Genomic DNA, 24,568 nt, shown 5'->3' on the forward strand with positions numbered 1-24,568 from the left:
CCCCAGGGCTGACAGCGCTTAACCGCCCGGGCCGCCGTAACGGCCCGGCGTGGCGCCCAGTTCGCGCTTGAACATGGCAATGAAGGCGCTGACGTTGTCATAGCCCAGCTCCAAGGCCACTGTGGTCACGGCCGCGCCTTCGGCCAGCATCTCCTGCGCCCGCATCAGACGGGCGCGCTGCCGCCAGGCGCCCAGGGTCAGACCGGTTTCCGCCAGGTAACGGCGCGCCAGCGTGCGCGGCGACATGCCGATGGCGGCGGCCCATTCTTCCTGTGTCCGGGGGTCCGAAGGCTGGTCCGATAGCGCAAGCGCCAAGCGCTGCAGCCGCGCGTCGCGCGGCAGGAGCAGGGGCCGGCCGGCATTCGGCAGGGTTCTGATCTCATCCCGGATCACCTCGATCACGCGGCTGCGCGCCGGGTCGATCGCACTGTCGCTCCAGGATGCGGCGCGGTCCACGGCGGCCCGCAGCAAGTCCGAGGCGTGCAGCACACAGGGCGCGGCGGGCAGCCCCGCGCACGCCGCCGGGCTCAAGTACGCGCTGTAGCCGGCATACGGACCATGCGAGTACAGCCCGTGCGGCACGTCGGGGGGTATCCAGACCGCCTGTCGGGATGCCACCACCCATTGATGGTCTCCCGCATAGACCGTCAGCAGGCCTTGATAGGCGCCCAACAGCTGCCCCCGCGCGTGCTGATGCATGGCGGTATGGCGCAGCGCGCCGTCCTGGCTGCGCACGGCGATCAGCCTGGGGCCGCCGCCGGCGCGGGTGCGTCCGGGATCGAGCAGGGGAGCGTTTGGGGCAGGCAGTGCCATTGGCAGAAACACCGTATTGAATGGCTAAAACCGCGCAGACTTGCCACGCGGGCGCATCTATCGTAACTCCTGTCTCGAACACCTACAGGAGCACAACATGAAAGCAAGCGACGTCCTGCCCGACGGCAGGGATCTGGGCCAGTTCAACGGCGTGGCCGTTCGCAAGGGAACGGTGGGGGCTTTTCTCGCCAACGCCCGCGTCTGCCTCGATCCGCAGGCGCCGGCCCAGGCCGTGGCCGATGCGCGCAGGGACATCCAGGAGGCCTTGCCGGCGTTGAATGCGCTGGGACTGTTCGAGGTGCTGCAAGTGCGCGATCCTGCGCTGCGCGCGTGGTTGCTTGAAATGGGCGCGGCGGCAAGCTGAGCCCAGGCTATGCGGACGACCAGCAGCCAGGTCCGGTGCTCTATCATGCATGCTTTGGATACGGGCCGCGCGCTGCGCAGCGGCTCATTGCCTCGGATTACGCATGCAATACGTTCTGGTCAGTTCCTGTCTGCTGGGCAACCCCGTGCGCTACGACGGACGCGGCGTGTCCCATGACAACGCCGTGCTGGCCCGCTGGCGGGACGAGGGCCGGGTGGTGGCGGTCTGTCCGGAAATGGCGGGCGGCATGCCGGTTCCGCGCCCGCCCGCCGAGATCGAGCCGGACTCGGACGCCGCCGCCGTGTTGGCTGGCCGCGCCCGGGTGATAGCGGTGTCGGGCGAGGACGTCACCGCCCCCTTCGTGCACGGCGCGCAAGCGGCGCTGGAAGCCGCGCGCAAGCATGGCATCGGCATCGCGGTACTGAAGGAGGGCAGTCCTTCTTGCGGCAGCGGCTACGTGTACGACGGCCATTTCGCCGGCCGCAAGCAGCCCGGCGTGGGCGTGACGGCCGAACTGCTGGCCCGTGCCGGCCTGCGCGTCTTCAGTGAAAAGCAATGGGATGAGGCCCAGGCCTGTCTGGCCGGCCTGGAGGCGGCGGATGGGCGTTGGGATGGGCGCTGACGTGGGCGACCTGCTGGTGCTGCTGGCCGTGGCAGGCTGCGCGGTCCTGGCCTGGAAGGCGGCCGTGCGCACCGGCCGCAGCAAAGGCCTGCTGCGTGCGGCCGCCGGCGCAAGCCTGGCCCTGTCCGCGCTCTTTTTCTACGCCTGGTATGCGCAATACCTGAAGTGGGATTTCAACGAGCTGGGCCGTTACTACGACCCGGTCGAGCAGGTGGTCTACACGGATTCGGGATTCGTCTGGATCCTGCCCGCCGGCGTCATGCTGGCCATCGGCCTGCTGTGCGCCTGGCGCGGCTGGCGCCGCTGAGCCGCCAGCCGCTTCCTGTCTCACGCGCTCATTCGCTGCGGATGTTGGCCTGCTTCACGATCTGGCCGTTATCGGCATATTCCTTCTGCACCTGGGCCGTGAACTGCTCCACCGTGCCGGGCGACATGATGTTCAGCGCGTCCGTCAGCGGCTTGTTGATGTCCGGCATGGCGGCGATGCGGTTGATCAGGCCGTTCATGCGCTGACGGAAATCCGGACTGGTGCTGGCCGGCGCGAAAAACCCGAAAGTGGATGTCATGTTGGCCATGGGGTAGCCCAGTTCGGCCAGCGTGGGCGTGCCGGGCCGTCCCGGCAGCCGGGCGGGCGAACCCACCGCCAGCAGCGTGAGCTTGCCTTCGTCGATCAGCGCATTGACCGGACCTGAGGCATTCACCAGCATCAGCGTGAACTGGCCGCCGAGAGCGTCGGGCACCATCTGCGCCATGCCCTTGTACGGCACGTGCGTGATGCGTACGCCCGTCTGGCCATTGATCTGCTCCAGCATCAAATGCCCCAGCGACCCCACGCCGGCCGTCGCCAGCGACAGGCCGCCGGGATCGGCCTTGGCCTGGGCCAGCATGTCCTGGAAGGTCTTGCCCGTGAACTTCGGGCCGCCGACCAGATAGACCGGCGAATACATCACGGACGCCACCGGCGCCAGATCCTTCAAGGGGTCGTACAGCGTCTTCATCACATGCGGCGACAGCGTGACGGGGCTGACGGCGGTAAAGGCCAAGGTGTTCTCGTCGTGCGCCCGCGCCACCGTGTTCATGCCTATCATGCCGCCCGCGCCGCCGCGGTTCTCGACCACCACGGGCCGGCCCAGTTCCGTCGCCAGCTTCTGTGCGAAGGCGCGCGCGGTGTTGTCGACGATGCCGCCCGCGCCATAGGGCACGACGATGGTCATGGCCTGGGTCCGGGCGTCGGCCTGCGCGTGCGCGGCGGCAGAGAACGCGCAGGCTGCGCCGATGGCGCACAGCCCCGCGATCCGCTTGAAATCCAACATGCTTTCCCCTTGTCTATGCCCGGCGGCCTGTCCGCCGGGACGCGGCGACGGTCCTTCAATGAGGCGCGCCGGCATGCAGTGTGGGCAGGCCGGCGCGGCGGGACAAGCGGGAATACCCGGAATGCCGTATCAGTGCGCGCGATAGCCGCGGCTGGTCATGCAGGAATCGAGCGCCCGGTTGTAGGAGTCCACCATGACCTGGGTGGTCCATTGCGTGATGGTGGCCGGGTCGTAGCCGCTCTGGTTCATGGCCCAGCGCTGGCAGTCCAGGGTGGCGCTGGCCTGCGCGCTGTTGACGGGCGGCACGGATTCGTACTGCACCGGCTCGTACTGGGGCTGGGGCGCGCTGTACACGGGCTGCGCTTCGTACACCGGCGCGTTGTAGACGGGGGCCGCGTAGACCGGCGGGCTGGTGTAGCCCACGCCCGACGAATAGACGCCGGCCTGGGTGTACGAGGGTCCGGAATCGGCCGCCAGCAGCAGGCCTATGGTGGCCAGGGCGAACGCGCCGCCTATCCACCAGCCATCGGAACTGCCGCCGCCGCCATGGTAATTGTGATATCCGCCGTGGTATCCGCCACCGTGATATCCGCCGTGGCCGCCGCCCCAATAGCCGCCGCCACGTCCGCCAGCCATGGCAGGCGCGCTTGCCACGGCCAATGCCAGCGCCGCGACGATGGCCATCCGGCCAGAAAACCGCTTCATGATCTTGCTCCTGATCCGCCTCGGGCCCAACGTAACGCCGGACTCGGACCGATATTGCCACTTTACCGCTTGGCCGCTTCCATAAAGTGTCTCAAGCGCTACGGAGATTTCAACTGATTTCAGCGAGAGGCTGACGGGTCCTGACGGTCGGGCCAGTTGTTGCAGGAACGCGACTCGCCGGGGCGCAGCGTGATCTGCGGTTTGTCGTTGAAATACGCCGCGTCGCGGTCCAGCGTCATGTAGGTTTCGTAGCCCGTCTTCTCCACGCACCAGTTCCAGAAGTACACCTGCGCTCCGTGGATCATCATCGATTCGGCGCGCCATTCCTTCAGGGCCTCGAACGCGGCGCTGCCGTCGGACGCGCTGCGGGTTTCATTGCGGAACTGCTCTCGGCCATAGGGAAAGGTGCTGCTGATCAACACCACCCGCGCATCGGCCAGAGGCTGGGAGTTTTCGTCCAGCACGGTGGCGCGGGCATCGGGCTGCATGGTCTTGTACACGGGGTAGGGCACGCAACCCGAAAGCAGGCTGGCGAGCGCCAGGATCGCAATAGTTGGCAAGCACTTTGGGAAGGACATTGCAATGGTTGTATCCGTTGTGGGAACCGTGGGTAAAACCAGTGGCTAAAAGCGCGGAAGGGTAGTATTTTCTCGCGATGATTACGGCACGACCCTCTTCTTTACCGCAAGACAAGCGTCTCACCAAGGGTGAACGTACACGGGCTCAACTTTTGGAGGTCGCGGCGGCGGAATTCGCGGAACGCGGATTTCAGCATACCCGGATCAGCGACATCGTCGCCCGGGCCGGCGTGACCCAGCCTGTCTTCTATCAATACTTCGCCGGCAAACAGGCGGCCTACGACGAACTCGTGGGCCTGTTCGCGCAGCGCCTGCGCCAGGCCATCGGCCAGGCGCGCATGCCGGACGGCCTGCAGGACGCCGGATTGGACAGCCGCGTCCGCCTGGGCGTGAGCGGCCTGCTCGCCATTCTGCAGGAAGATCCGAACCTGACGCGCATCGGCTTCTTCCAGGCCGCCGAGGCCGAGGCGCTCAAGAACGAGCTGGCGGCGATGATCGCCGACAACGTGAGGGCCGAGCAGCAGGTGGGCCTGCTCCGCGAGGACATTCCGGCCGACTGGTATGCCCAATCCATGATGGGCATCATTGAACGGTTCACGCGGCAGGAGCCGGATGCGGCCGGGCAGCAGGCCCTGGCGGAAGTCATCACCAGCCTGCTGCTGGACGGGATACGAAAGCCACTCCGACAAGCCTCCTAGCCGGAGGCTTTTTTTTGGCCGGACTCTGGTTGCGGTCCGGGCCTGAATCGCGGGCGCGCCCGTCCGGCTCTCAAGCCCAGGTTTCTTGCAGATACATCCATTGCGGCTGGCCGCCGGGCTGGACGGCAAACAGCGCCGTCGCCCGCCGCTGGGTCGCGCCCGCGCTCCAGGCGTGGCGTTCACGGTAACTCAGTAAAACCGAATCCGCGCCGGCGTGCAGCACGGCCAGCTCGTCGATGTCGATCTTCAGACCGGGGCGGGCGCCTCGCAACCTGCCGAACAAGGCCGGCAAAGCCTCCGCGGGCAGGCGCTGGCCGTCGGCCGCGATCATGCTGAAGCCGGGCGCAAAGTCCTCGAGCAGGCTGGCCAACTGCGCGTCGGGAGCATCGGGCGAGCCTATCCACTGTTCGATACGGGAATGGACGTCGAGAGTCAGGCGCAGGCAATGGGAAGAAAGATCTGACATGGGAAGGATCCATGGAAAGGGTGCGCCATTCTAGGAGCCGTGTTGTTCCCGAAAAACGACCTGTCGATGGATATACTGTTCGTGTTTTTTTGACAATCTATCCAGGCCTTCCATGATCAATCTGAATCGTCTGGCAATGTATGCGGCGGTAGCCGAGGCCGGTTCTTTTACGGCGGCGGCCGAGGCGCTGGGCACGACCAAGGCGGTGGTCAGCTTCAACGTCAAGCAGTTGGAACAGGAACTGGGCGTGGCGTTGCTGACGCGCAGCACCCGGCGGCTGGCGTTGACCGAAGCGGGCGAAGGCTTCTACGGCCACTGCGCGCGCCTGCTGCGCGACGCCGAGGCGGCGGTGGACGAGGCGCGTTCCGGCCAGACGGCCTTGTCGGGCAGCCTGCGGGTGACGGCGTCGGTGGACTACGGCAACCGGGTGGTGGCGCCGGCGCTGGCGGCATTCGCGCGCGCGCATCCCGCCTTGCGGGTGGATTACCGCGCCGGGTCGGCGCATGCCGACCTGATCGCCGAGCGTCTGGACCTGGCCATACGGGTGGGGATGTTGGAGGATTCCAGCTACCGCGCCACGCGCATCGGCCAGTTCAAGCTGTGGATCGTGGCCAGTCCGGACCTGTTGGCGCAGCACGGCGCGCCGCGCACGCCGCAGGCGCTGGCAGCGTTGCCCTGGCTGGCCAACCGCCCTGGCCGCAGCGATCGCTGGCGGCTGACGGACAGCAAGGGCCGCGAGCACGAGCTGCGCGTGGCGCCCGTGGCGCAGGCCGACACCGCCTCGGCGCTCCTGGCGTTCGCCGAGGCCGGATGCGGCGTGGCCGCGTTGCCGGAATGGCTGCTGGAAGAGCCTTTGGCGCGCGGCTCGCTGCAACGCCTGCTGCCTTCGTATGCGCTGCCGCGCCTGGAGGTCTACGCGGTCTATCCCGACACTCGCCACGTCAGCGTCAAGGTTCGGCGCTTCATCGATTTCCTGCGGGAGCGGCTGGGGCCGTCCGGCAAGGCTTAAGGCCGGCGCATGGTCCTTTGAATGCGAACGGGCCGTGGCCTCGCGTCTCAGCGCTCCAATGCCGGCGTGCCGCCCGCGCCCAAGTCCCAATACAGTCCCGTCATCAGGCTCAACGCCTGCCGCAGCAAAGCCGGCGGCAAGTGTTCATTCGGCGCGTGCTGGGAACAGCCTGGATAGGAGTGCGGCACCCAGATCGTGCGCAGGCCCAACACGTCGGTGAAGATGTCGTTGGGCAGGGAACCGCCCAGGTTGGGCAGCACGGCGGTCTTGGCGCCGGAGGTGCGCTCCAGCGAATCTACCGCCCAGCGCACCCAGGCGTCGTCGGGGTCGATGCGGGTGGCGCGGAACATGTTCTCGCGCGTCAGCGTGATCTGGACCATGGGAAAGCCCTGGCGGTCCAGGTGGCGGCGTAGGGCGGGGACCAGGTCGTCCGGATCCACGCCCACCACGAAGCGCAATTGGCAGCGCGCCCAGGCGCGCGGCGGAATGGCGTTGACGGGCGTGTCGGGATTGCCGGTCTTGTACGCCAGCACCTCGAACGAGCACCAGCCGAACACGCGTTCGGCCGGCGACAGGCCCGGCTCGCCCCACCAGGGCTCGATCTCCGGGCCGTCGGCGCCGCCGTCCACCTGGCAATCGGCCAGGGCGCGCCGCACGGCGTCGGGCAGTTCACGCGGCACCCATTCCGGGATGCGGATCTGGCCGGAGGGCGAAACCAGGGAGGAGATGGCATGGGCCAGCTGGATGCCCGGGTTGGAGATCAGGCCGCCCCAGTTGCCCGAATGATGTCCGCCCGCGCGGGCCTCGATGCTCAGGTCGAAGTTCAGGCTGCCGCGCGCGCCGAGGAAGATGGTTGGGCGTTCGGCGCTCAGCCGCGGGCCGTCGGAGGCGATGAGCAGGTCCGCCGCCAGCATTGCGCGATGCTCCTCGCACAGGTCGCGCAGGCCCATGGAGCCGGTTTCCTCACCCATCTCGATCAGGTACTTGGCGTTGAAGCCCAGCTTGCCGCGCGTTTCCAGCACCAGGCGCAGCGCCTCCATGTTGATGCTGTGCTGGCCCTTGTTGTCGGCGATGCCGCGGCCATACCAGCGGCCCTCGGACTCGGTCAGCGCCCAGGGCGACAGGCCTTCCTTCCATTCCTTTTCCAGGCCGCGGATGACGTCCCCATGGCCGTAGCCCAATACGGTGGGCAGGACGGGATCCTCGATGCGCTCGGCATACAGGAACGGCGCCAGCGCCTTGGGGTGCGTCAGCGTGCGGCAGGTGAAGCCCAGGGCCTCGAAGGCGGGCCGGATCTCGGCTTCCAGGTAGGCGGCGAGTTCGGGCGCGCGCGCGGGGTTCTGGCTCTCGGTGGGCTGGGCCAGGCGGCGAGCCAAGAGCGCGCGGAAGGCGCCGGAATCAAAACACTGTTCCGCCTGGGCGATGGCTTGTGCGCGGGTCATGATGGCTGGGCTCCGTTGGAGGTAGGGGGATAGAGGTGGCAGGCCACCACGGATTGTTCGCGCCGGACCAATGCCGGGCGCTCGGTCTTGCATTGCGCCATGGCTTGCTGGCAGCGCGGATGGAACGGGCAGCCCGGGGGCGGACGCAGCGGGTCCGGGAACGACAGGCCCAGGCCCATGTCGGGTATGCCCAGGCCGGGTTCGGGCGTCAGCACCGAGGCCAGCAGCGCCTGCGTGTAGGGATGGCGCGGATCATGGAACAGCTGCGCGGTGGCGGCGGATTCCACCACCCGGCCCAGGTACATCACCGCCACCTGGGTGGCGATGTGCTCCACCACCGCCAGGTTGTGGCTGATGAAGACATAGGTCAGATTGAACTCGCGCCGCAGGTCCATCAGCAGGTTCATGATCTGCGCCTGCACCGACACGTCCAGCGCCGAGGTCGGCTCGTCGCAGATGACGATCTCGGGATGCATCACCAGCGCCCGCGCAATCGCCACGCGCTGGCGCTGCCCGCCGGACAACTGGCCCGGCGTGTTGTGGGCCAGCCGCGGCGGCAGGCCCACGCGCTCCAGCATTTCGATGGCCTTGTGTTGCTTCGGATTGGCGATGCCGTGCACTTCCAGCGGCAGCGACACAATGGAAGCGATGGAGCGGCGCGGATTGAGCGAAGAATACGGATCCTGGAAGATAGGCTGGACGCGGCGGGCGAGCGCGCGCCGGCCCAGGCTGCGGATGTCCTGGCCGTCGAGCCGGATCGCGCCCTCGGTGGGCGGCGTCAGCCCCAGCAGCATGCGCGCCAGCGTGGATTTGCCGCAGCCGGATTCGCCCACGATGCCCAGCACCGCGCCGCGCTCCACCGCCAGGTCCACGCCGTTGACGGCGTGCAGCGTGCTGCGCGGCCGGAACATGCCCGACCGGATCGAGAATTGCCTGCTGACGGCCTCGGCTTGCAGCAAGGGGCTCATGCCGGGACTCCTTCGGATTCGAGGATGCAGCGCCATTGCTGGCCCGAGGCGGCGCCATGCACGGGCACCTCATGGCGGCATTGCGGCTGGGCGTGCGGGCAGCGGTCGCGGAAGGCGCAGCCTTGCAGCTCGCCCACCAGCGCGGGCACGACGCCGGGTATGGTGCCCAGCGCCTCGCCGGGCGGCGTGCGCCCAGGTACGGGGATACAGCCCAGGAGCCCCTGGGTGTAGGGATGACGCGGCGAGGCGAACAGTTCCGCCACCGGTCCTTCTTCCACGATCTGGCCCGCGTACATCACCGCCACCTGGCGCGCGATGCGCGCCACCACGCCCAGGTCGTGGGTGATCAGCACCATGGCGATGCCCAGCTCGGCCTGCAGGTCGGCCAGCAGGCGCAGGATCTGCGCCTGGATGGTGACGTCCAGCGCGGTGCTGGGCTCGTCGGCGATCAGCAGTTCCGGTCCGCACATCAGCGCCATGGCGATCATCACGCGTTGGCGCAGGCCGCCCGACAACTGGTGCGGATACTGCGACAGGCGCTGCGCCGCCGAGGCGATGCCGACCTTCTCCAGCAGTTCCACCGCGCGGTCGCGCGCCTGGCGCGCGCCGGCCTTGCAGTGGTGGATGTAATGCTCGGTCAGCTGCTCGCCGATGGCGTAGGCGGGATTCAGCGCCGTCATGGGTTCCTGGAAGATCATCGCCATCTTGCTGCCGCGCAAGGCGTTGATGCGGCCGCCGCGTGCGTTCGAGAGGTCTTCGCCCAGCACCGCCAGCCGGCGCGTGCTGCGGCGGGCAGCCTTGGGCAAGAGCCCCATGATGGCCAGCGAGGTCATGGACTTGCCGCAGCCGGATTCCCCCACCAGGCACAGCGTTTCGCCGCGCCGGACCTGGAAGGACACGTCGCGCACCGCATGCAGCGGGCCGCGCGGCGTGGCGATGTCGACGGTCAGGCCCTGCACATCCAGCACGATGTCGGTGTCGCTCATGCTCAGGCCCTCTCTTCAGGCGTCAGGAGTTGATGCAGCCCGTCGCCGGCCAGGTTGATCGCGAAGATCAGCAAGGCCAGCGCCGACCCGGGGATGGCGATCAGCCAGAACGAGAAGAACATATAGGCCTTGGCCTCCGAGATCATCAGGCCCCATGACGGCAGCGGCGGCTGCACGCCCAGGCCCAGGAAGGACAGTGAGGCTTCCAGCAGGATGGCGCTGGCGGCTTCCAGCGTGGCGATCACGATCAGCTGCGGCACCACGTTGGGCAACACTTCGCCCCAGACGATGCGCCAGGTGGACGCGCCCGCCGCCTGCGCCGCGGCCACGTATTCCAGCGAGCGCACCTGCTGGGTGGCGCTGCGCATCACCACCGCGTAGCGGTCCCACTTGAGCAGCCCCAGGACCAGGATCACCACCCAGAGCGAGCCGCCGACGATGGCGACGGTGGCCAGCGCCACCAGGATCACGGGCATGGACAAACGGGTGGTGATGAGGAACGACACCGCCATGTCGACCTTGCCGCCGAAGTAGCCGGCCGCCATGCCCATGGCCGTGCCGATCAGGCCCGAGATCAGCGCCACGCTGATGCCGATCAAGAGCGAGATGCGGGCGCCGTAGAACAGGCGCGACATATAGTCGCGGCCCAGCTGGTCGGTGCCCAGCGGATGCAGCCAGGTGCCCTTGGCGTACCAGACCGGCGGCGCGGTGCGGTAGGCCAGGTCCTGATAATAGGGATCGTGCGGCGAGATCCAGGGCGCGAACAACGCGATCAATACGATGACGAGCAGGATGCCGCCGCCGGCCAGCAGCGCCTTGTTGCGCCGCAGCCGCCGCCAGCGCAGGGCGGACGCGGACAGTTCCAGCGGCGCGGGGGCGCCGGTAGCGGGGGTAAGGGTAGGCGTGTTCATGTCAGGACACCCGGATGCGCGGGTCCAGCCACGCGTTGGCGATATCGGCGGCCAGGGTCAGCAGCACGTACAGCACCGACAGCAGCAGCACGATGAGCTGCATCACGGGATAGTCCTTGTAGGTGATGCTCTGGTAGGCCAGGTAGCCCAGCCCGTCCAGCGCGAAAATGGTCTCGATGACGACCGAGCCGCCCAGCAGGTAGCCCAGCTGCACCGCGGCCAGCGCCACCACCGGCACGATGGCGTTGCGCAGCGCATGCTTGAAGACGATCTTGCGCGCCGGCAGACCCTTGGCGCGGGCGGTGCGAATGTAGTCGGCGGCCAGGACTTCGATCATGCCGGCGCGGATCAGGCGCATGAAGGCAGGGGCCACGTAGTACCCCAGCGCGATCGCCGGCATCACGAAATGCTGCCAGCTGCCGCTGCCCGACACCGGCAGGATGCGCAGCGAGATCGAGAACAGCATGATCAGGATCAGCGCGAAGAAGAAGTTGGGCAGCGCCTGTCCCAGCACGGCGATGGCCAGGCAGATGCGGTCGATCAGGCTGCCCTTGTACAGCGCCGCCAGCACGCCCAGCGGAATCGAGATCAGGAGCGCGAAGGCCAGCGCGCCCAGGCCCAGCAGCAGGGTGGTCTTGAGCTTGGAGAGGATCAGCGGCCCGGCCTCGGTCTTGAAATACACCGAGGTGCCGAAGTCGCCCTGCAGGATATGCCAGAGCCAGTCCGCGTACTGCACCGCCAGCGGCCGGTCCAGGCCGTAGGTCTTGCGGATCATGTCGATGTCGGCCTGGCGCGCGCCTTCGCCGGCCAGGGCCAGCGCCGGGTCGCCGGACAGGTGCAGCAGCAGGAACGCCAGGATCGAAACCGTCAGCGCCACCAGCACCGCCAGGCCCAGGCGCCTGATCGTGAAATACAGCATAGGGCTTCCTCTTCGTTGGACTCACGCCGGCCCGGCGCGATGCCGGGCCGGCGCGGGGCCGTGCCTTACTTCCAGCTCATGTCCCAGAAGCGCACCAGTTCATCCGAATAGGGCTTGAAGTTCACGTCCTTGGTGGCCACGTAGTAGGCGGGCAGGGTCCACAGCGGCACCGCGTAGGCCTTCTGCGCGATCAGGTCCAGCGCCTGCTTGTAGGCGGCGTTGCGCGCGGCGCTGTCGATGGTGCGGTCGCCCTTGGTGAGCAGGTCGCGCACCTGCGCGTCGCGGGTGACGTCGTCGTTGCCGAAGGCGAAGTACACCGGCGTGGACGCGGACACGTCGTTGACCAGGTTGGAGCCCCAGGTCTGGTGCGTGAGCGAGGCCTTGTTGGCGCGGATCATGTCGCGCATGGCGGCGTACTGCAGGAAGTTGAGCTTGGCGCGGATGCCGACTGCCTGCAGGTAGTTGATGATGGCTTCGGTCTGGTTGCGCTCGCGGTAGGCCACCAGGTCGATGTCGAAGCCATTGGGGTAGCCGGCTTCCGCCAGCAGCTTCTTGGCCTGGGCCGGATCGTACTTGTAGACCGGCGCGCCTTCCTGCGTGCAGCCCGTCTGCGAAGGCGTGCAGATGGTGTTGATGAGGCCGCCGCCTTCGCCCACGATGTTCTTCAACATGGATTCGCGGTCGATGGCGTGGATGATGGCGCGGCGTACGCGTTCGTCCTTGAGCTGCGGGGCCGGCGTGCCTTCCTGGATGTTCATCTGCATGAACACGATGCGCATGGTGTTGCCGGTGACCATCTGCAGCGAGGGCATGCCGCCCAGCTGTTCGGCCTGGTCCTTGGGTACGCTCATGATCAGGTCCTCGCCGCCCGAGATGACCTCGGCCATTTGCGTCTGGCGGTCGGGGATGAAGCGGATCACCACCTTGCCGATCTTGGGCTGGGCCTTGGGCGAATCCTTGAAGTAATCGGCATTGCGTTCCAGCGTGATGGACTTGCCCGGCTGGTAATCCACCACCTTGTAGGGACCGGAGCCCACCGGCTTGGCGTTCATGCCCTTGGGGCCGACTTCCTGGTAGTACTTGGCCGGATGGATGGCGGCGGTGGTGGACAGGTATTCCTTGGCGCCGGGGAAGGGTTCCTTGGTGATCAGGCGCACCTTGTATTTGTCGATCTTCTCGACCTTGTCGATCCAGGCCACGTTCTGCTGCGTCACGGCCTTGTTCTTCGGATCCGCCACATAGTTCAGCGTGTAAACCACCGAGTCCGCATCGAACTCCTCGCCGTTATGGAATTTGACGCCTTCGCGCAGTTCGAATTCCATGGTCTTGTCGTCGACCTGCTTCCAGCTCTTGGCGAGCTGCCCCTTGTACTCGTTGGTGACCGGGTCGCGGTAGAGCAGGGTGTCCCAGACGTTGGCGGCGATGATGACGCCGATCCGCACGTTGTTGTAGTAGGGGTCCACGCTTTCCGGCGCCTGGTCGTAGGCCATGCGCAAGGTGTCGTCCTTCTTGCCGGCCAGCGCCGGCTGGGCCGCCAGCGTGGCGCAGGCCAGCAGGGCGGCAGCCAGGGCCTTGAGGGGGAGAGGGCTGCGCCAGGTCGGCGCGGATGCTGCGGGGGTGACGCGGAAATCAGTCATGGTGAGGCTCCTGTGGAAGTCACTGCACGTACTGCTTATCTGCCATCTTGTCGCGGGCGGCGCGGCCCGCTGCGCTGCCTGCGGCGGGTCAGCCGGAATCGGCCGCCGCCGCGGGCGGCTGGGTAAGGGTCTTCAACGCGGCCTCGCACTTGCGCTGCAAGTGCTGGCGCATGATGCCGGCCAGCCGGTCCGCGTCGCGCGCGTCCAGGGCCTCGGCCATCTCGATGTGCTCGCGCATCGCCAGATCCCATTTCTGGCGGTTTTCGTTCGAGACGAAACGCAGGTTCTGGATGCGCGCGTTCTGCGCGTCGTACAGCTGCTTGAGCAGGCTGTTGTGCGCGGCCAGGCTGATGCGTTCGTGGATCTCGCGATTGGTGCGGAAATAGGTGGGCAGGTCGTGGCGCGCGTGGCTGGCCATCATTTCGTAGGTCAGCGCGCGGATCTCGGCGATCTCGGTGGCCGTGGCCCGTTCGCAGGCCAGCCGGCAGGACATGGCCTCCAGCCCGCCGATGACCTCGAAGGCTTCGCGGATGTTGGCCTCCGACAGCGCCACCACTTGCGCGCCGCGGTTCGGCTCGATCTGTACCAGGCCTTCGGCGGCCAGCACGCGGAAGGCTTCGCGCAAGGGCGTGCGGGACACGCCCAGCAGGTCGCACAGGGTGCGTTCGTTCAGCCGCGTGCCGGGCGGAAATTCGCCCTGGATAATGCGTTCGCGCAGTTGCCCGGCCACCGTGGCCGGCAGCGTGCGGCCGTTGCCCATGCCGCGGGCCGCGGACGGCGGGGCGGTTTCGGCGGCCACGCTGGCGGCGCCGGAATCAGGCATCAGGCTGGAAACGCTGCTCATTGGTATACAAAAATTCCCCGTGTTTTGCGAGACTATAAACCCGTCTTTCGGTATCGCCTGATGGGTGTATACCCTAGGTTATTAACGCAAAAACAATGGGATAGAGTGACGCATGCCGCAAGTCCGCGCGTTGGGCAAGCCCTGCTTGTCTGCCCTGCGCTTTTCATTGGTATACAAAAATATTCCACTTTGGGACTACGCATGCTTACCCTGAACAGTCATCCGTCCGGCCGGCATTTCCTGCAGATTCCGGGGCCGACCAACGTGCCCGACCGCGTGCTGCGCGCCATCGACCAGCCCACCATCGACCATCGCGGACCCGAGTTCGGGGCGTTGGGCCTGGCGGTGCTGGAAGGCGTCAAGCAGGTGTTCCAGACGCAGTCGCCGGTGGTGATCTTTCCGTCGTCCGGCACCGGCGCCTGGGAAGCCGCGCTGGTCAACACCTTGTCGCCCGGCGACCGCGTGTTGATGGTCGAGACCGGCCATTTCGCCAGCCTGTGGCGCAAGCTGGCAGGGCGGCTGGGCCTGGAGGTGGACTTCCTGGAAGGCGACTGGCGCCACCCGGTGGACGCGGCCGCCATCGCCGCCCGCCTGGCCGGCGACCAGGGGCGCAAGATCAAGGCCGTGTGCGTGGTGCACAACGAAACCTCCACCGGCGTGACCAGCGACATTGCGGCCGTGCGCGCCGCGATCGACGGCGCCGCGCATCCGGCGCTGCTGATGGTGGACACGATTTCGTCGCTGGGTTCCATCGACTACCGCCACGACGAATGGGGCGTGGACGTGACCGTGGCCGGCTCGCAGAAAGGGCTGATGCTGCCGCCAGGCCTGGCCTTCAACGCCGTCAGCGCGCGCGCCCTGGCCGCGGCCGACGAGGCGCGGCTGCCGCGTTCTTATTGGGACTGGCGCGAGATGCTCGCCGCCAACGCCCGCGGCTACTTTCCGTACACGCCGTCGACCAATCTGCTTTACGGCCTGCATGAAGCCCTGGCCATGCTGCGCGAAGAAGGCTTGCCGCAAGTCTTCGCGCGCCACCAGCGCCACGCCCAGGCCACGCGCCTGGCCCTGGCCGGTTGGGGTCTGGAGCTGCTGAGCCTGGATCCGGCCGCGCACAGCCCGGCGCTGACCGCCGTGATCATGCCGCAAGGCCATGGGGCCGACGCCTTCCGCAAGCTGGTGCTGGAACGCTTCGACATGTCGCTGGGACAGGGCCTGGGCAAGCTCACCGACCGCGTGTTCCGCATCGGCCACCTGGGCCACTTCAACGACCTGACGCTGTGCGGCACGCTGGCCGGCGTGGAAATGGGCCTGGCCGCGGCAGGCGTACCGCATCGCGCGGGCGGCGTGCAGGCGGCAATGGAATTCCTGGCCGGGGCGCGTGCAAACGTCCCGGCCTGAGACACACACATAACGAGGGAAACGATGAACACACTCATGCAGCAGGCGATCCAGTTCGCCAACGACCACGAATCCGCCTGGGACCGCAGCGTCAAGGGCAACTTCGGCGTACACCTGAACGATCCGCCGCCTTGGAACCGCCTGCTGGGCCCGATCCACGACCGCGGTCCCGTGTCGGGCGTGGTCACGGTGCGCGGCGAGACCCTCGCGTCCTGGGGCGAGCCCGAACGCGCCGACCTGACCTTCAGCGTGGCCAAGCTGTACCTGGCGATCCTGGCCGGCGTGGCCCATGACCGGGGCCTGCTGCCGGACGTGGATGAACCGGTGGGCAAGCGCGTGCCGGGCATCGGCTTCGATGAAGGGCAGAACGCCGACATCACCTGGCGCCATCTGTTGCAGCAGACCAGCGAATGGGAAGGCGAACGCTTCGGCGTATCGGACCAGGCCGACCGCTACCGCGCTGTCACCTTCGGCGTGCCGCCGGACGGCAAAAAGGGCGAGGCTCGGCCTCTGCAGCGTCCCGGCACGTACTGGGAATACAACGACGTGCGCATCAACCAGCTGTCGTATGCGCTGCTGCACCTGTTCCGCAAACCCTTGCCCGAGGTCTTCCGAGAAGCCGTCACGCGGCCCATCGGCGCCAGCGAAGACTGGCAATGGGTGGGCTACGACAACGCCTGGGTCGAGATCGACGGCCAGCGCATGCCGTCCGTGCCTGGCGGTTCGCACTGGGGCGGCGGCATGTCCATCAGCGCCCGCGATCAGGCGCTGATCGGCCAGATGCTGCTGAACGACGGCATGGCCAATGGTCGCCGCATCCTGTCCAGCGAATGGATCCGGGATATGCGCACGCCATGCGCGATCGCGCCGTATTACGGCTATCTGATCTGGCTGAACCATGAAGGCCGCGTGTTCCCCAGCGTGCCGGCTTCCAGCTTCTTTGGCGTGGGGGCGGGCAGCTCGTTTACCTGGGTCGAGCCGGAACGGCAGATGGTGGTGATTGTGCGCTGGCTGAACTCGGCCCACGCCGACGCGCTGTTCGGCAAGATCCTGGAGGCTGTGGACGCTGGGGTTTAGATCGTTGTTGGCTTGGCTTGAGGATATCGAGGGGCTTCGAGCATGCGGATGTCGGGGTTCTGAACCGCCGAGGCCACCCTGCGCCATTCCGATGCTCGCCCCAGTGGGGCTGCGCTTCGGATGGCTCCGGGCAGCCTCGGCTGACTCTCGCCTGATGCGATGGTTGTTCCCCGTTCATGGGCGGATGCCCTGAGCCGGTGGCCGGGCGGAGGGATCCGAAGCGCAGCCCCACCGGGGCGAGCATCGGAATCCCGCAGTCCGGGCGCCGGCGGCTCAAGAACCCAGCCTCGCAAAACCGAAACGGCAGGGCTTCGAGCTTGCGGATGCCAGGGTTCTTTAGCCGCCCAGGCCACCCTGCGCCATTCCGATGCTCGCCCCAGTGGGCTGCGCTTCGGATGGCTCCGGGCAGCCTCGGCTGACAGTCGCCTGATGCGATGGCTTTGACCCCGCTCATGGGCAGACACCATGAGCCGGTGGCCGGGCGGAGGGATCCGAAGCGCAGCCCCACCGGGGCGAACATCGGAATCCCGCAGTCCGGACGCCGGCGGCTCAAGAACCCCAGCCTTACAAAACCAAACGTCAACAATCCACCCAAGAATGCCCTGGATGCGAATTTGACTGGCGCGGGCTTAACGTTGCATGCTCCCGCCTAATCCATTTCCGTGAACGAGAGGAAGCCAACCATGAACTACCGCCGCCTCGGCCGCAGCAATCTCCGCGTCTCTCCGCTCTGCCTGGGCACCATGATGTTCGGCGAGCAGACCCCCGACGACGAAGCCGCCCGCATCGTCGCGTCCGCGCGTGACCATGGTTTGAACTTCATCGACACCGCCGACGTCTACAACGGCGGCCGCTCCGAAGAAGTGGTTGGCAAACTGCTGAAAGGCCAGCGCCACGACTGGGTGCTCGCCAGCAAGATCGGCAACGCCGTCGGTGTAGGCCCGAACCAGGCCCACTATTCGCGCCAGTGGCTCATGCGCGGCGTCGAGGAAAGCCTCACGCGCCTGGGCACCGACTTCATGGACATCCTCTACCTGCACCGCGACTACCACGAGGAAAACCTCGAAGAAGCGCTGTGGGCGCTGGGCGACCTGATCCGCGCCGGCAAGCTGCGCAGCTTCGGCCTGTCCAACTTCCGCGGCTGGCGCATCGCCGAGGTCATGCGCCTGTGCGAAAAAATGGGCGTGCCGCAACCCGTGGTGTGCCAGCCTTACTACAACATGCTCAACCGCGGCCCCGAAGTCGAGATCCTGCCCGCCTGCAAGCACTACGGCCTGGGCGTCGTGCCCTACAGCCCGATCGCGCGCGGCGTGCTTACCGGCAAGTATCTGCCGGGCCAGGCGCCCGCGGCCGATACCCGCGCCGGACGCGGCGACCGCCGCATCCTGGCGACCGAGTTCCGCGAAGAGTCCCTGGAAATCGCGCAGAAGCTGGTCGCGCACGCCGCCGCGCGCGGCACGCAGGCGGGCCATTTCGCCACTGCCTGGGTGCTGGCCAATCCCGTCATCACCGCCGTCATCGCCGGCCCGCGTACCCTGGCGCAGATGGAGGACTACTACGCGGCCCTGGACGTGAAGATAACGGCCGAGGACGAGGCCGTCGTCAATGACTGGGTGACGCCCGGCCATGCTTCGAGCCACGGCTACAACGACCCAAACTACCCGTTCTACGGCCGCCCGGTAGCGGCGGCCTGATACGGGCATAGTCCCAGGGTAAGAAGCGCCGGCCCGCATGGCCGGCGCTTTCACGTTCAAGCCTTGCCCAATCCCCCGCGCGGCATGGCAGGCGGCGCGGCCGCTTCCAATTCAGCCGGCTGCACGCCACGCCCGATCAGCATGGCGCAGATCGCCGATACCACCCCCGCGAACAGCACGTACAGGCAGATCAGCCAAGGCTGGCCGCCGCCCGTCTTCAGCAGCGCCGTTGCGATGATGGGCGTGATGCCCGAGGCGAAGATCCCCGAGAACTGATAGACGAAGGAAATCCCCGTGTAGCGCACCTTGGCGTCGAACAGCTCGCAGAACAGCGCCGCCTCCGGCCCGTACACCGCTGCGTAAAGGATGCCGAACGGAATGATGATCGCGAGCCAGATCAGCATCACGCTGCCCTGGCTGTTGAGCATCAGCCAGAATCCGGGGAAGGACGCCGCCGCAGTGATGAGCGATCCCCAGAAATAGACCCGGGTGCGGCCGATGCGGTCGGACAGCCGGCCGAAGAAAGGGATGAAGAAGCACATCACCAGGGCCGCGGCCATCACCCCGATCAGCGCTTCGGTCCGGCTGATCTGCACCGTCTGCGTCAGGAACGAGATCGAAAACACGCCGAACACGTTGAAGAACACGCCGTCGATATAGCGCGCGCCCATGCCCTTGAAGACATTGCCCGGATAGCGCTTGAGCATGTCGAAGAACGGAATGCGGCTCTCGGCGTTGTTGGCCTTGACCGCCGCGAACTCGGGCGTCTCCTTGATGTTCAGGCGGATGTACATGCCCACCAGCACCATGGCGGCCGACGCCAGGAAGGCGATGCGCCAGCCCCAGGCCATGAACTGCGCATCCGTCAGCAGCGTGGACAGCAGCGCCACCGTGCCCGAGGCCAGGCACAGCCCGATGGCCAGCCCGATCTGCGGCAGCGAGGCATAAAAGCCTTTCTTGCCCGGCGGCGCGTATTCGTAGGCCATCAGCACCGCGCCGCCCCATTCGCCACCCAGCCCTATGCCCTGGAACACGCGCAGCAAAAGCAGCAGGATCGGCGCCCAGATGCCGATGCTGTCGTAGGTCGGCACCAGCCCGATCAGGAAGGTGGCGATGCCCATGATCATCAGCGTCATCACCAGCATGCTCTTTCTGCCGATGCGGTCGCCGAAGTGACCGAAGATCAGGCCGCCCAGCGGCCGCGTGACGAAACCGACGGCAAAGGTGGTGTAGGCCAGCATGGTCGAGACCACCGGGTCGCCCGTGGGGAAGTACAGCTTGTTGAACACGATGCCCGCGACGACGCCATACAGGAAAAAGTCGTACCACTCGATGGTGGCGCCGATCAGCGACGCGGCGACGACTTTGCGCACCGCGGCTTCGTTTTGCTTGGCCATGTCTAGTCTCCTTTGGTGGGGCGGTCGGGCAATCTGCGTTGTCCTGCGCCTTGGGGTTCTGCTATCCGGGGTCCGTCATCTCCAATTCAGGCGGCGACGCGCAGCGCCTGCGGCTGCGCTTGCCTGAGGTCCTGCAACATGAATTCGGCCGCGCGTTCGGCCAGCATCACCACCGGCACGTTGGTGTTGCCCGACACCAGCGTCGGCATGATGGAGCAGTCGACCACCCGCAGCCCGGCCACGCCGTGCACGCGCAGGCGCTCGTCCACCACGGCCATCGGGTCGCTGGACGGCCCCATCTTGGCGGTGCCGGACGGGTGGAAGATCGTGGCGCCGTATTCGCGGCAGAAGTGCAGGATCTCGTCGTCCGTGCGCACGTCCGGCCCGGGGCGGAACTCGCGTTTCATCAGGCCGGCCAGCGGTTCGGTGGCGGCGAGCCTGCGCGCATATTTCACGGCTGCGACCGCCATCTTGCGGTCCAGTTCGGTGGACAGGTAATTGGGTTGCATGGACGGCGCTTCGAACGGGTCCGCGCTGCGCAGTTGGACCCGGCCGCGCGACGTGGGCCGCAGCTGGCACACCGAATAGGTGCAGCCCGAGAACGGATGCACCTTGCCGCCCGCCATGTCGGCCGACAGCGTGGCGAAATGGAACTGCGTGTCGGGCGTGCGGCTGGCAGGATCCACGCGGCAGAACACGCCGCCCTGGTTGATGCCCACCGCCAGCGGCCCGCCGCGGAACAGCAGCCATTCCAGGCCCATGCGGGCGCGGCCCGTCAGGCTGCGCAACTGGTCGTTGGTGGTGATGGGGCGGGTGGTCTCGTAGATCAGCCGGATCTGCAAATGGTCCTGCAGGTTCTCGCCCACGCCCGGCAGGTCGCGCACCACGCCGATGCCGAACTGGCGCAGCAGGGCCACGGGGCCGACGCCGGACAGTTGCAGCAGCTGCGGCGATTGCAGGGCGCCCGCGCACAGCACCACTTCGCGGCGGGCGCGCACGGTGTGCACCTGGCCGTCGCGCCGGTAGCGCACGCCGCAGGCGCGGCGGCCCTCGAACAGCACGGCCATGGCGTGCGCGTCGGTTTCCACGCGCAGATTGCTGCGGTCCTGCGCCGGGCGCAGGTAGGCCACGGCGGTGGAGCAGCGGCGGCCGTTGCGCGTGGTGAGCTGGTAGTAGCCCACGCCTTCCTGGTCGCCGGTATTGAAGTCCTGCACATGCGGCAAGCCCAGCTTTTGCGCGGCGCCGATCAGCGCTTCCACCAGCGGATGCGCCGTCTTGATCGAGGTAGCGTTGAGCATGCCTTCGGTGCCGCGCGTGGGGCCGGGACCGAGATCATTGTTCTCCAGCTTGCGGAAATAGGGCAGGCATTCGTCCCAGCTCCAGCCCGGATTGCCGGCGGCGGCCCAGGCGTCGTAGTCCTGCCGCTGGCCGCGGATGTAGATCAGGCCGTTGATGGAGCTGGAGCCGCCCAGCGTGCGGCCGCGCGGCCAGTAGATGCGCCGGTCCAGCATGCCGGGGTCGGGGTCGGTGTAATAGCCCCAGTTCAAGACCTTGTGGAACATCGTCTTGCCGTAGCCGATGGGGATGTGTATCCACGGGTTGCTGTCCTTGGGGCCGGCTTCCAGCAGGCAGACGCTGTGCGCGCCGCTGGCGCTCAGCCGGTTGGCCATCACGCATCCGGCCGAGCCGGCGCCAACCACGATGTAATCCACGGTATCGGACATGTCCGCAAGCTCTCCCTGCAGCAGGGCGCCGTGCCAATCCTATGGCGCGTTAACCCTGCTTGTCGTTGTGGGGCGCACTTATATACTGGATCGATGCCGGCGCCTGGGCGCTGCGGCATTTGAGGCGATTCTAGGAAGCGCGCGCGCAGAGCAAAGCACAACAGGCGCAGGGGCGGAAAAGTGGAACAGAATATGCAGATTCAGTTTCAAAATCGCGGTGCAACATCGGCGCAGCAGGCCGACGACGCCGCCAGCCATCAAGAGGCCGCGCGTTCGCTGCGGGCGCTGGTGGTGCTGGACCACCTGGCGCGCGCCCAGCATCCGCCCACGCTGGCGCAACTGGCGCAGCGGCTGGACATGCCCAAGACCACCTTGATGCGCCTGCTGGCGGCCATGCAGCGCGCCGGCTTCGTGGCCGCCACGCCCACCGAGAACGGCTTCGTGCCGGGGCCGCAGGCAGCCACCCTGGCGCTGGCCACCTTGCGCGCCTCCGCCTTCACGCGCGCCTGCCGCGCCGTCCTGGCCCAGCTGGTCGGTACCCTGGGCGAAACCTGCAACCTGACCGCGCCCGACGGCGACCGCGTGGTCTACATGGAACGCGTGGAAACCGCCGAGCCGCTACGCCTGTTCTTCGCGGTGGGCAGCCACGTACCCATGCATTGCACCGCCAGCGGCAAGCTGTTCCTGGCGTCCATGAACCGGTTGGAGCGCGGGCGGGTGCTGGCGCGCCTGCCGTTGACACGCAACACGCCGCGCACGCTGACGGACCCGGCCAGGCTGGAAGAAGAACTCGAAAGATTGGCCGCGCGCGGCATCGGCATCGATAACGAGGAATTCGTGCGCGGCATGAGCGCCGTGGCGGTGCCGGTGCGCGACGCCGATGACCGCGTGGTGGCGGCGGTGGCCTGCCATGCGCCGACGGCGCGCGTGATGCTGGACGACCTGCTGCGCGCGGTGCCGGTGCTGGAACGCGCCGCGCGGGCCATGCACGACGTACTCGCGCAGCACCGAACCGGCGCGACGTAACGGCGCGGCCTCGGGCCTGCGGGTTTTCAATCGGGCGTGAACAGGTCCGGCGGCAGGCGCGCCACGGCGTCGTAGGTCAGACGGATGTGGGCGGCCAGCAGTTCACAGGCGCGGTCTGCATCGCGCGCCAGCGTGGCGTCCAGGATGCCCTTGTGCTCATCGTCCAGGTCGCGCGCGATGGGTTTGCGCGTGACCGTCAGGCGGCGGTAGCGCTCGGCCTGCTGGTACAGGATGCCTAGGAAATGGTGCAGCCAGCGCGACGGACAGGCGCGGATCAGTTCGCGGTGGAATTCGCGGTTGCGCTGTTCCCATTCTTCAAAGCGGGTGTCGGGGTCGGCGGCCAGGCGCTGTTCGGCCTTGCTCAGCCGGTGGAAGGCGGCCAGCACCGCGCTTTCCCAGTCGTCGTCGCCCAGCGCGATGGACTGGCGCAGGGCCTGGGTTTCAAGCAGCACGCGGTTCTCGGTGATGTCGCGGAAGTCTTCCAGCGAGATCGGCGTGACGTGGAAGCCGCGCTGTCCTTGCGCGATGACCAGCGCGTCCGACACCAGCAGCGCCAACGCTTCGCGCAGCGTGCCTGCGCCCACGCCGTAATCGTCCTTCAGATGTTCGACCCGCAGGCGGGAACCCGGCGGATGCACGCCCTGGATGATGTCGCGGCGCAGGTTGACATAGGCCGCGCCGACCAGGGTGTTGGCCGAGGCGGAATGGGCGAGCGGGGGGAGGGTGGCGCCGTCTGACATGGGAGCTACTTTATCACTGCGTTCAAAAAATCTCGATAAAAATTATTGACGCCGAGATTTATGCTGCTTATCGTAGAAAAAAAGCGTCGAGACCACGACCGGCACCGAGCCGGCGGCTGGCGCACCCAGGAGACAAGCACAGTGATACGGCTACACGACGTCCGGCGTACCGGCCCGCGCACCGGCAACCTGCCCGAAATGTCTGCCCGACGGCCCTTGTTGCGTCCGGTTCTGCGCCATATTGCGGCTTGCGTGGCGGCGGTGGCCGCACTGGCCGCGAGTCCTGCGGCCAGCGCGGAAACCTGGCCGGCGCGGCCGGTGACGCTGCTGGTCAATGGCGGCCCAGGCAGCCTGCCGGACCTGTTCGCGCGGCCCTTGGCCGAACGCCTGCACCGCTCCCTGGGCCAGCCCGTCGTGGTCGAAAACAAGCCGGGCGCTGGCGGCATGCTGGCAATGCAGCAGCTCAAATCCGCGCCGGCCGACGGCCACACGCTGGCCTTGGTCACCAATGCCCACCTGGTGTGGAATCCCTACATCTTCCCGGCCCTGACCTACGATCCGGCGCGCGACCTGCAGCCCGTCAGTCCGCTGGCGGTCATTCCCATGGCGCTGACGGTCAACGACAAGCTGCAAGCCCAGTCCCTGGACCAGCTGCTGGCGCTGGCGCGCCAGAAGCCCGGCCGCCTGAACTACGCGTCCTCGGGCAACGGCAGCCCGCCCCACGTGCTGTTCGAGATGCTGCGTGAACAGGCCGGCGTCGACATCCTGCACGTCCCGTTCAAGACCGGCACCGCCGCGCTGAATTCGGTGCTGGCGGGCGATACCGAAATCTATTTCGCCGGCACCGCGCTGGTCGAGCCCATGGTCAAGGACGGCCGCTTGCGCGCGCTGGCGATGAGCGAGACCGTGCCCGACGCCGCCTTCGGCAAGACTCCCACGCTGGCCGCCAGCAACTTCCGCGGCTTCGAAGGCGCGGTGTGGCTGGGCGTGGCCGCGCGCGCCGGCACGCCGGACGCCATCGTGCAGCGGCTCAACGAAGAAATCGGCCGCGCGCAGCAGGACGGCGCGCTCAAGCAGATGTACGCCAGCCACGGCTCCTTGCCGTACCATCTGGCGGCGGCGGCCTTCGCCCAGCGCGTCGCGGCCGAGCGGGACACTTCCGGTCCCGTGCTGCGCAAGCTGGGCATCAAGCCCGATTGAACCTCCTACTTCCAACCCTGGTATTCGGGGCTCCGCT

25 protein-coding genes are annotated in these 24,568 nt (G+C 67.3%); 10 read left to right on the forward strand and 15 right to left on the reverse strand.

The features are described from left to right. Nucleotides 1–18: 18 nt before the first annotated feature. Nucleotides 19–813: an AraC family transcriptional regulator gene (locus NGK62_RS18950; RefSeq protein WP_251879816.1), complete on the reverse strand. Its 795-nt coding sequence runs from the start codon at nt 811–813 to the stop codon at nt 19–21. Nucleotides 814–910: 97 nt separating this feature from the next. Between NGK62_RS18950 and NGK62_RS18955 the strand changes: the two genes are divergently transcribed. The 3 genes from NGK62_RS18955 to NGK62_RS18965 all read left to right on the forward strand — a co-directional run bounded on the left by NGK62_RS18955 (nt 911) and on the right by NGK62_RS18965 (nt 2,106). Then, nucleotides 911–1,177: a hypothetical protein gene (locus tag NGK62_RS18955; RefSeq protein ID WP_118933939.1), complete on the forward strand. Its 267-nt coding sequence runs from the start codon at nt 911–913 to the stop codon at nt 1,175–1,177. A 103-nt stretch (nt 1,178–1,280) separates the two neighbouring features. Beyond that, nucleotides 1,281–1,799 carry a 2-thiouracil desulfurase family protein gene (locus NGK62_RS18960; protein WP_251879818.1) on the forward strand — a complete coding sequence of 173 codons (519 nt, stop codon included), beginning with the start codon at nt 1,281–1,283 and terminating at the stop codon, nt 1,797–1,799. After that, the gene (locus NGK62_RS18965; protein WP_251879820.1) at nt 1,789–2,106 is read left to right on the forward strand and encodes a hypothetical protein; all 318 of its coding nucleotides are present in this window, start codon (nt 1,789–1,791) and stop codon (nt 2,104–2,106) included. The genes NGK62_RS18960 and NGK62_RS18965 overlap by 11 nt, the downstream gene beginning before the upstream one ends. 28 nt (nt 2,107–2,134) lie before the next feature. On the opposite strand, the gene NGK62_RS18970 is transcribed toward NGK62_RS18965, so the two are convergent. The 3 genes from NGK62_RS18970 to NGK62_RS18980 form a co-directional block, all read right to left on the reverse strand. Further along, nucleotides 2,135–3,112, reverse strand: coding sequence for a tripartite tricarboxylate transporter substrate binding protein (locus tag NGK62_RS18970; protein ID WP_251879822.1), 978 nt, complete (start codon nt 3,110–3,112; stop codon nt 2,135–2,137). A gap of 129 nt (nt 3,113–3,241) precedes the next feature. Continuing rightward, nucleotides 3,242–3,817: a hypothetical protein gene (locus NGK62_RS18975; protein ID WP_059380113.1), complete on the reverse strand. Its 576-nt coding sequence runs from the start codon at nt 3,815–3,817 to the stop codon at nt 3,242–3,244. Between the two features lie 119 nt (nt 3,818–3,936). Then, nucleotides 3,937–4,395, reverse strand: coding sequence for a hypothetical protein (locus NGK62_RS18980; RefSeq protein WP_059380112.1), 459 nt, complete (start codon nt 4,393–4,395; stop codon nt 3,937–3,939). Between the two features lie 152 nt (nt 4,396–4,547). Between NGK62_RS18980 and NGK62_RS18985 the strand changes: the two genes are divergently transcribed. Then, complete coding sequence (locus tag NGK62_RS18985; RefSeq protein WP_251879824.1) at nt 4,548–5,093, forward strand: TetR/AcrR family transcriptional regulator; 546 nt, start codon at nt 4,548–4,550, stop codon at nt 5,091–5,093. A 70-nt stretch (nt 5,094–5,163) separates the two neighbouring features. Here NGK62_RS18985 and NGK62_RS18990 read toward each other — a convergent pair whose 3' ends face one another. After that, nucleotides 5,164–5,559 carry a hypothetical protein gene (locus tag NGK62_RS18990; RefSeq protein ID WP_118933935.1) on the reverse strand — a complete coding sequence of 132 codons (396 nt, stop codon included), beginning with the start codon at nt 5,557–5,559 and terminating at the stop codon, nt 5,164–5,166. Between the two features lie 112 nt (nt 5,560–5,671). On the opposite strand from NGK62_RS18990, the gene NGK62_RS18995 reads away from it, so the two are divergent. Further along, nucleotides 5,672–6,568, forward strand: a complete 897-nt coding sequence (locus NGK62_RS18995) for a LysR family transcriptional regulator (protein WP_251879826.1) — start codon at nt 5,672–5,674, stop codon at nt 6,566–6,568. Nucleotides 6,569–6,615: 47 nt separating this feature from the next. Here NGK62_RS18995 and NGK62_RS19000 read toward each other — a convergent pair whose 3' ends face one another. From NGK62_RS19000 to NGK62_RS19030, 7 genes are all read right to left on the reverse strand, one after another. Continuing rightward, entirely contained in the window at nt 6,616–8,010 is a 1,395-nt protein-coding gene (locus tag NGK62_RS19000) for a M20 family metallopeptidase (protein WP_251879829.1), read from the reverse strand. Beyond that, complete coding sequence (locus NGK62_RS19005) at nt 8,007–8,978, reverse strand: ABC transporter ATP-binding protein (protein WP_059380107.1); 972 nt, start codon at nt 8,976–8,978, stop codon at nt 8,007–8,009. Before NGK62_RS19005 ends, NGK62_RS19000 begins: the two co-directional genes overlap by 4 nt. Further along, nucleotides 8,975–9,964: an ABC transporter ATP-binding protein gene (locus NGK62_RS19010; RefSeq protein WP_251879831.1), complete on the reverse strand. Its 990-nt coding sequence runs from the start codon at nt 9,962–9,964 to the stop codon at nt 8,975–8,977. The genes NGK62_RS19005 and NGK62_RS19010 overlap by 4 nt, the downstream gene beginning before the upstream one ends. A gap of 2 nt (nt 9,965–9,966) precedes the next feature. Then, complete coding sequence (locus NGK62_RS19015) at nt 9,967–10,875, reverse strand: ABC transporter permease (RefSeq protein WP_251879834.1); 909 nt, start codon at nt 10,873–10,875, stop codon at nt 9,967–9,969. A gap of 1 nt (nt 10,876) precedes the next feature. Continuing rightward, on the reverse strand, nt 10,877–11,794 hold the full coding sequence (locus NGK62_RS19020; protein WP_054456461.1) for an ABC transporter permease: 918 nt from the start codon (nt 11,792–11,794) through the stop codon (nt 10,877–10,879). Between the two features lie 65 nt (nt 11,795–11,859). Next, the gene (locus NGK62_RS19025) at nt 11,860–13,431 is read right to left on the reverse strand and encodes an ABC transporter substrate-binding protein (RefSeq protein WP_059380105.1); all 1,572 of its coding nucleotides are present in this window, start codon (nt 13,429–13,431) and stop codon (nt 11,860–11,862) included. A gap of 88 nt (nt 13,432–13,519) precedes the next feature. After that, nucleotides 13,520–14,254: a GntR family transcriptional regulator gene (locus NGK62_RS19030; RefSeq protein ID WP_373429148.1), complete on the reverse strand. Its 735-nt coding sequence runs from the start codon at nt 14,252–14,254 to the stop codon at nt 13,520–13,522. Between the two features lie 222 nt (nt 14,255–14,476). Between NGK62_RS19030 and NGK62_RS19035 the strand changes: the two genes are divergently transcribed. From NGK62_RS19035 to NGK62_RS19045, 3 genes are all read left to right on the forward strand, one after another. Further along, nucleotides 14,477–15,673, forward strand: coding sequence for a pyridoxal-phosphate-dependent aminotransferase family protein (locus tag NGK62_RS19035; protein WP_251879836.1), 1,197 nt, complete (start codon nt 14,477–14,479; stop codon nt 15,671–15,673). 24 nt (nt 15,674–15,697) lie between these two features. Further along, a complete protein-coding gene (locus tag NGK62_RS19040) occupies nt 15,698–16,750 on the forward strand; it encodes a serine hydrolase domain-containing protein (RefSeq protein ID WP_251879838.1) in 1,053 nt (350 codons plus the stop codon). Between the two features lie 683 nt (nt 16,751–17,433). After that, a complete protein-coding gene (locus tag NGK62_RS19045) occupies nt 17,434–18,444 on the forward strand; it encodes an aldo/keto reductase (RefSeq protein ID WP_059380577.1) in 1,011 nt (336 codons plus the stop codon). A 56-nt stretch (nt 18,445–18,500) separates the two neighbouring features. On the opposite strand, the gene NGK62_RS19050 is transcribed toward NGK62_RS19045, so the two are convergent. Continuing rightward, a complete protein-coding gene (locus NGK62_RS19050) occupies nt 18,501–19,841 on the reverse strand; it encodes an MFS transporter (protein ID WP_251879840.1) in 1,341 nt (446 codons plus the stop codon). Nucleotides 19,842–19,927: 86 nt separating this feature from the next. After that, nucleotides 19,928–21,565: a GMC family oxidoreductase gene (locus NGK62_RS19055; protein WP_251879842.1), complete on the reverse strand. Its 1,638-nt coding sequence runs from the start codon at nt 21,563–21,565 to the stop codon at nt 19,928–19,930. Nucleotides 21,566–21,757: 192 nt separating this feature from the next. Here NGK62_RS19055 and NGK62_RS19060 point away from each other — a divergent pair, with 192 nt between their 5' ends. Beyond that, entirely contained in the window at nt 21,758–22,591 is an 834-nt protein-coding gene (locus NGK62_RS19060; RefSeq protein ID WP_373429128.1) for an IclR family transcriptional regulator, read from the forward strand. A gap of 26 nt (nt 22,592–22,617) precedes the next feature. On the opposite strand, the gene NGK62_RS19065 is transcribed toward NGK62_RS19060, so the two are convergent. Beyond that, complete coding sequence (locus NGK62_RS19065; protein ID WP_251879844.1) at nt 22,618–23,331, reverse strand: GntR family transcriptional regulator; 714 nt, start codon at nt 23,329–23,331, stop codon at nt 22,618–22,620. A gap of 141 nt (nt 23,332–23,472) precedes the next feature. Here NGK62_RS19065 and NGK62_RS19070 point away from each other — a divergent pair, with 141 nt between their 5' ends. Continuing rightward, on the forward strand, nt 23,473–24,531 hold the full coding sequence (locus NGK62_RS19070) for a Bug family tripartite tricarboxylate transporter substrate binding protein (protein WP_240633411.1): 1,059 nt from the start codon (nt 23,473–23,475) through the stop codon (nt 24,529–24,531). The last annotated feature ends 37 nt before the right edge of the window (nt 24,532–24,568 follow it).

Source organism: Achromobacter sp. Marseille-Q4954 (genome assembly GCF_943737025.1).
Taxonomy (GTDB): Bacteria; Pseudomonadota; Gammaproteobacteria; order Burkholderiales; family Burkholderiaceae_B; genus Achromobacter; species Achromobacter bronchisepticus_A.

Coding starts and splice junctions, on each gene's coding strand:
- NGK62_RS19005 (WP_059380107.1), bottom strand. CDS start 8,978: ATGAGCCCCTTGCTGCAAGCCGAGGCCGTCAGCAGGCAATTCTCGATC.
- NGK62_RS18975 (WP_059380113.1), bottom strand. CDS start 3,817: ATGAAGCGGTTTTCTGGCCGGATGGCCATCGTCGCGGCGCTGGCATTG.
- NGK62_RS18970 (WP_251879822.1), bottom strand. CDS start 3,112: ATGTTGGATTTCAAGCGGATCGCGGGGCTGTGCGCCATCGGCGCAGCC.
- NGK62_RS18955 (WP_118933939.1), top strand. CDS start 911: ATGAAAGCAAGCGACGTCCTGCCCGACGGCAGGGATCTGGGCCAGTTC.
- NGK62_RS19020 (WP_054456461.1), bottom strand. CDS start 11,794: ATGCTGTATTTCACGATCAGGCGCCTGGGCCTGGCGGTGCTGGTGGCG.
- NGK62_RS18965 (WP_251879820.1), top strand. CDS start 1,789: ATGGGCGCTGACGTGGGCGACCTGCTGGTGCTGCTGGCCGTGGCAGGC.
- NGK62_RS19035 (WP_251879836.1), top strand. CDS start 14,477: ATGCTTACCCTGAACAGTCATCCGTCCGGCCGGCATTTCCTGCAGATT.
- NGK62_RS19060 (WP_373429128.1), top strand. CDS start 21,758: ATGCAGATTCAGTTTCAAAATCGCGGTGCAACATCGGCGCAGCAGGCC.
- NGK62_RS18950 (WP_251879816.1), bottom strand. CDS start 813: ATGGCACTGCCTGCCCCAAACGCTCCCCTGCTCGATCCCGGACGCACC.
- NGK62_RS19055 (WP_251879842.1), bottom strand. CDS start 21,565: ATGTCCGATACCGTGGATTACATCGTGGTTGGCGCCGGCTCGGCCGGA.
- NGK62_RS19010 (WP_251879831.1), bottom strand. CDS start 9,964: ATGAGCGACACCGACATCGTGCTGGATGTGCAGGGCCTGACCGTCGAC.
- NGK62_RS19065 (WP_251879844.1), bottom strand. CDS start 23,331: ATGTCAGACGGCGCCACCCTCCCCCCGCTCGCCCATTCCGCCTCGGCC.
- NGK62_RS19000 (WP_251879829.1), bottom strand. CDS start 8,010: ATGACCCGCGCACAAGCCATCGCCCAGGCGGAACAGTGTTTTGATTCC.
- NGK62_RS19030 (WP_373429148.1), bottom strand. CDS start 14,254: ATGCCTGATTCCGGCGCCGCCAGCGTGGCCGCCGAAACCGCCCCGCCG.
- NGK62_RS19025 (WP_059380105.1), bottom strand. CDS start 13,431: ATGACTGATTTCCGCGTCACCCCCGCAGCATCCGCGCCGACCTGGCGC.
- NGK62_RS19015 (WP_251879834.1), bottom strand. CDS start 10,875: ATGAACACGCCTACCCTTACCCCCGCTACCGGCGCCCCCGCGCCGCTG.
- NGK62_RS19045 (WP_059380577.1), top strand. CDS start 17,434: ATGAACTACCGCCGCCTCGGCCGCAGCAATCTCCGCGTCTCTCCGCTC.
- NGK62_RS18990 (WP_118933935.1), bottom strand. CDS start 5,559: ATGTCAGATCTTTCTTCCCATTGCCTGCGCCTGACTCTCGACGTCCAT.
- NGK62_RS18960 (WP_251879818.1), top strand. CDS start 1,281: ATGCAATACGTTCTGGTCAGTTCCTGTCTGCTGGGCAACCCCGTGCGC.
- NGK62_RS19050 (WP_251879840.1), bottom strand. CDS start 19,841: ATGGCCAAGCAAAACGAAGCCGCGGTGCGCAAAGTCGTCGCCGCGTCG.
- NGK62_RS19040 (WP_251879838.1), top strand. CDS start 15,698: ATGAACACACTCATGCAGCAGGCGATCCAGTTCGCCAACGACCACGAA.
- NGK62_RS18980 (WP_059380112.1), bottom strand. CDS start 4,395: ATGTCCTTCCCAAAGTGCTTGCCAACTATTGCGATCCTGGCGCTCGCC.
- NGK62_RS18995 (WP_251879826.1), top strand. CDS start 5,672: ATGATCAATCTGAATCGTCTGGCAATGTATGCGGCGGTAGCCGAGGCC.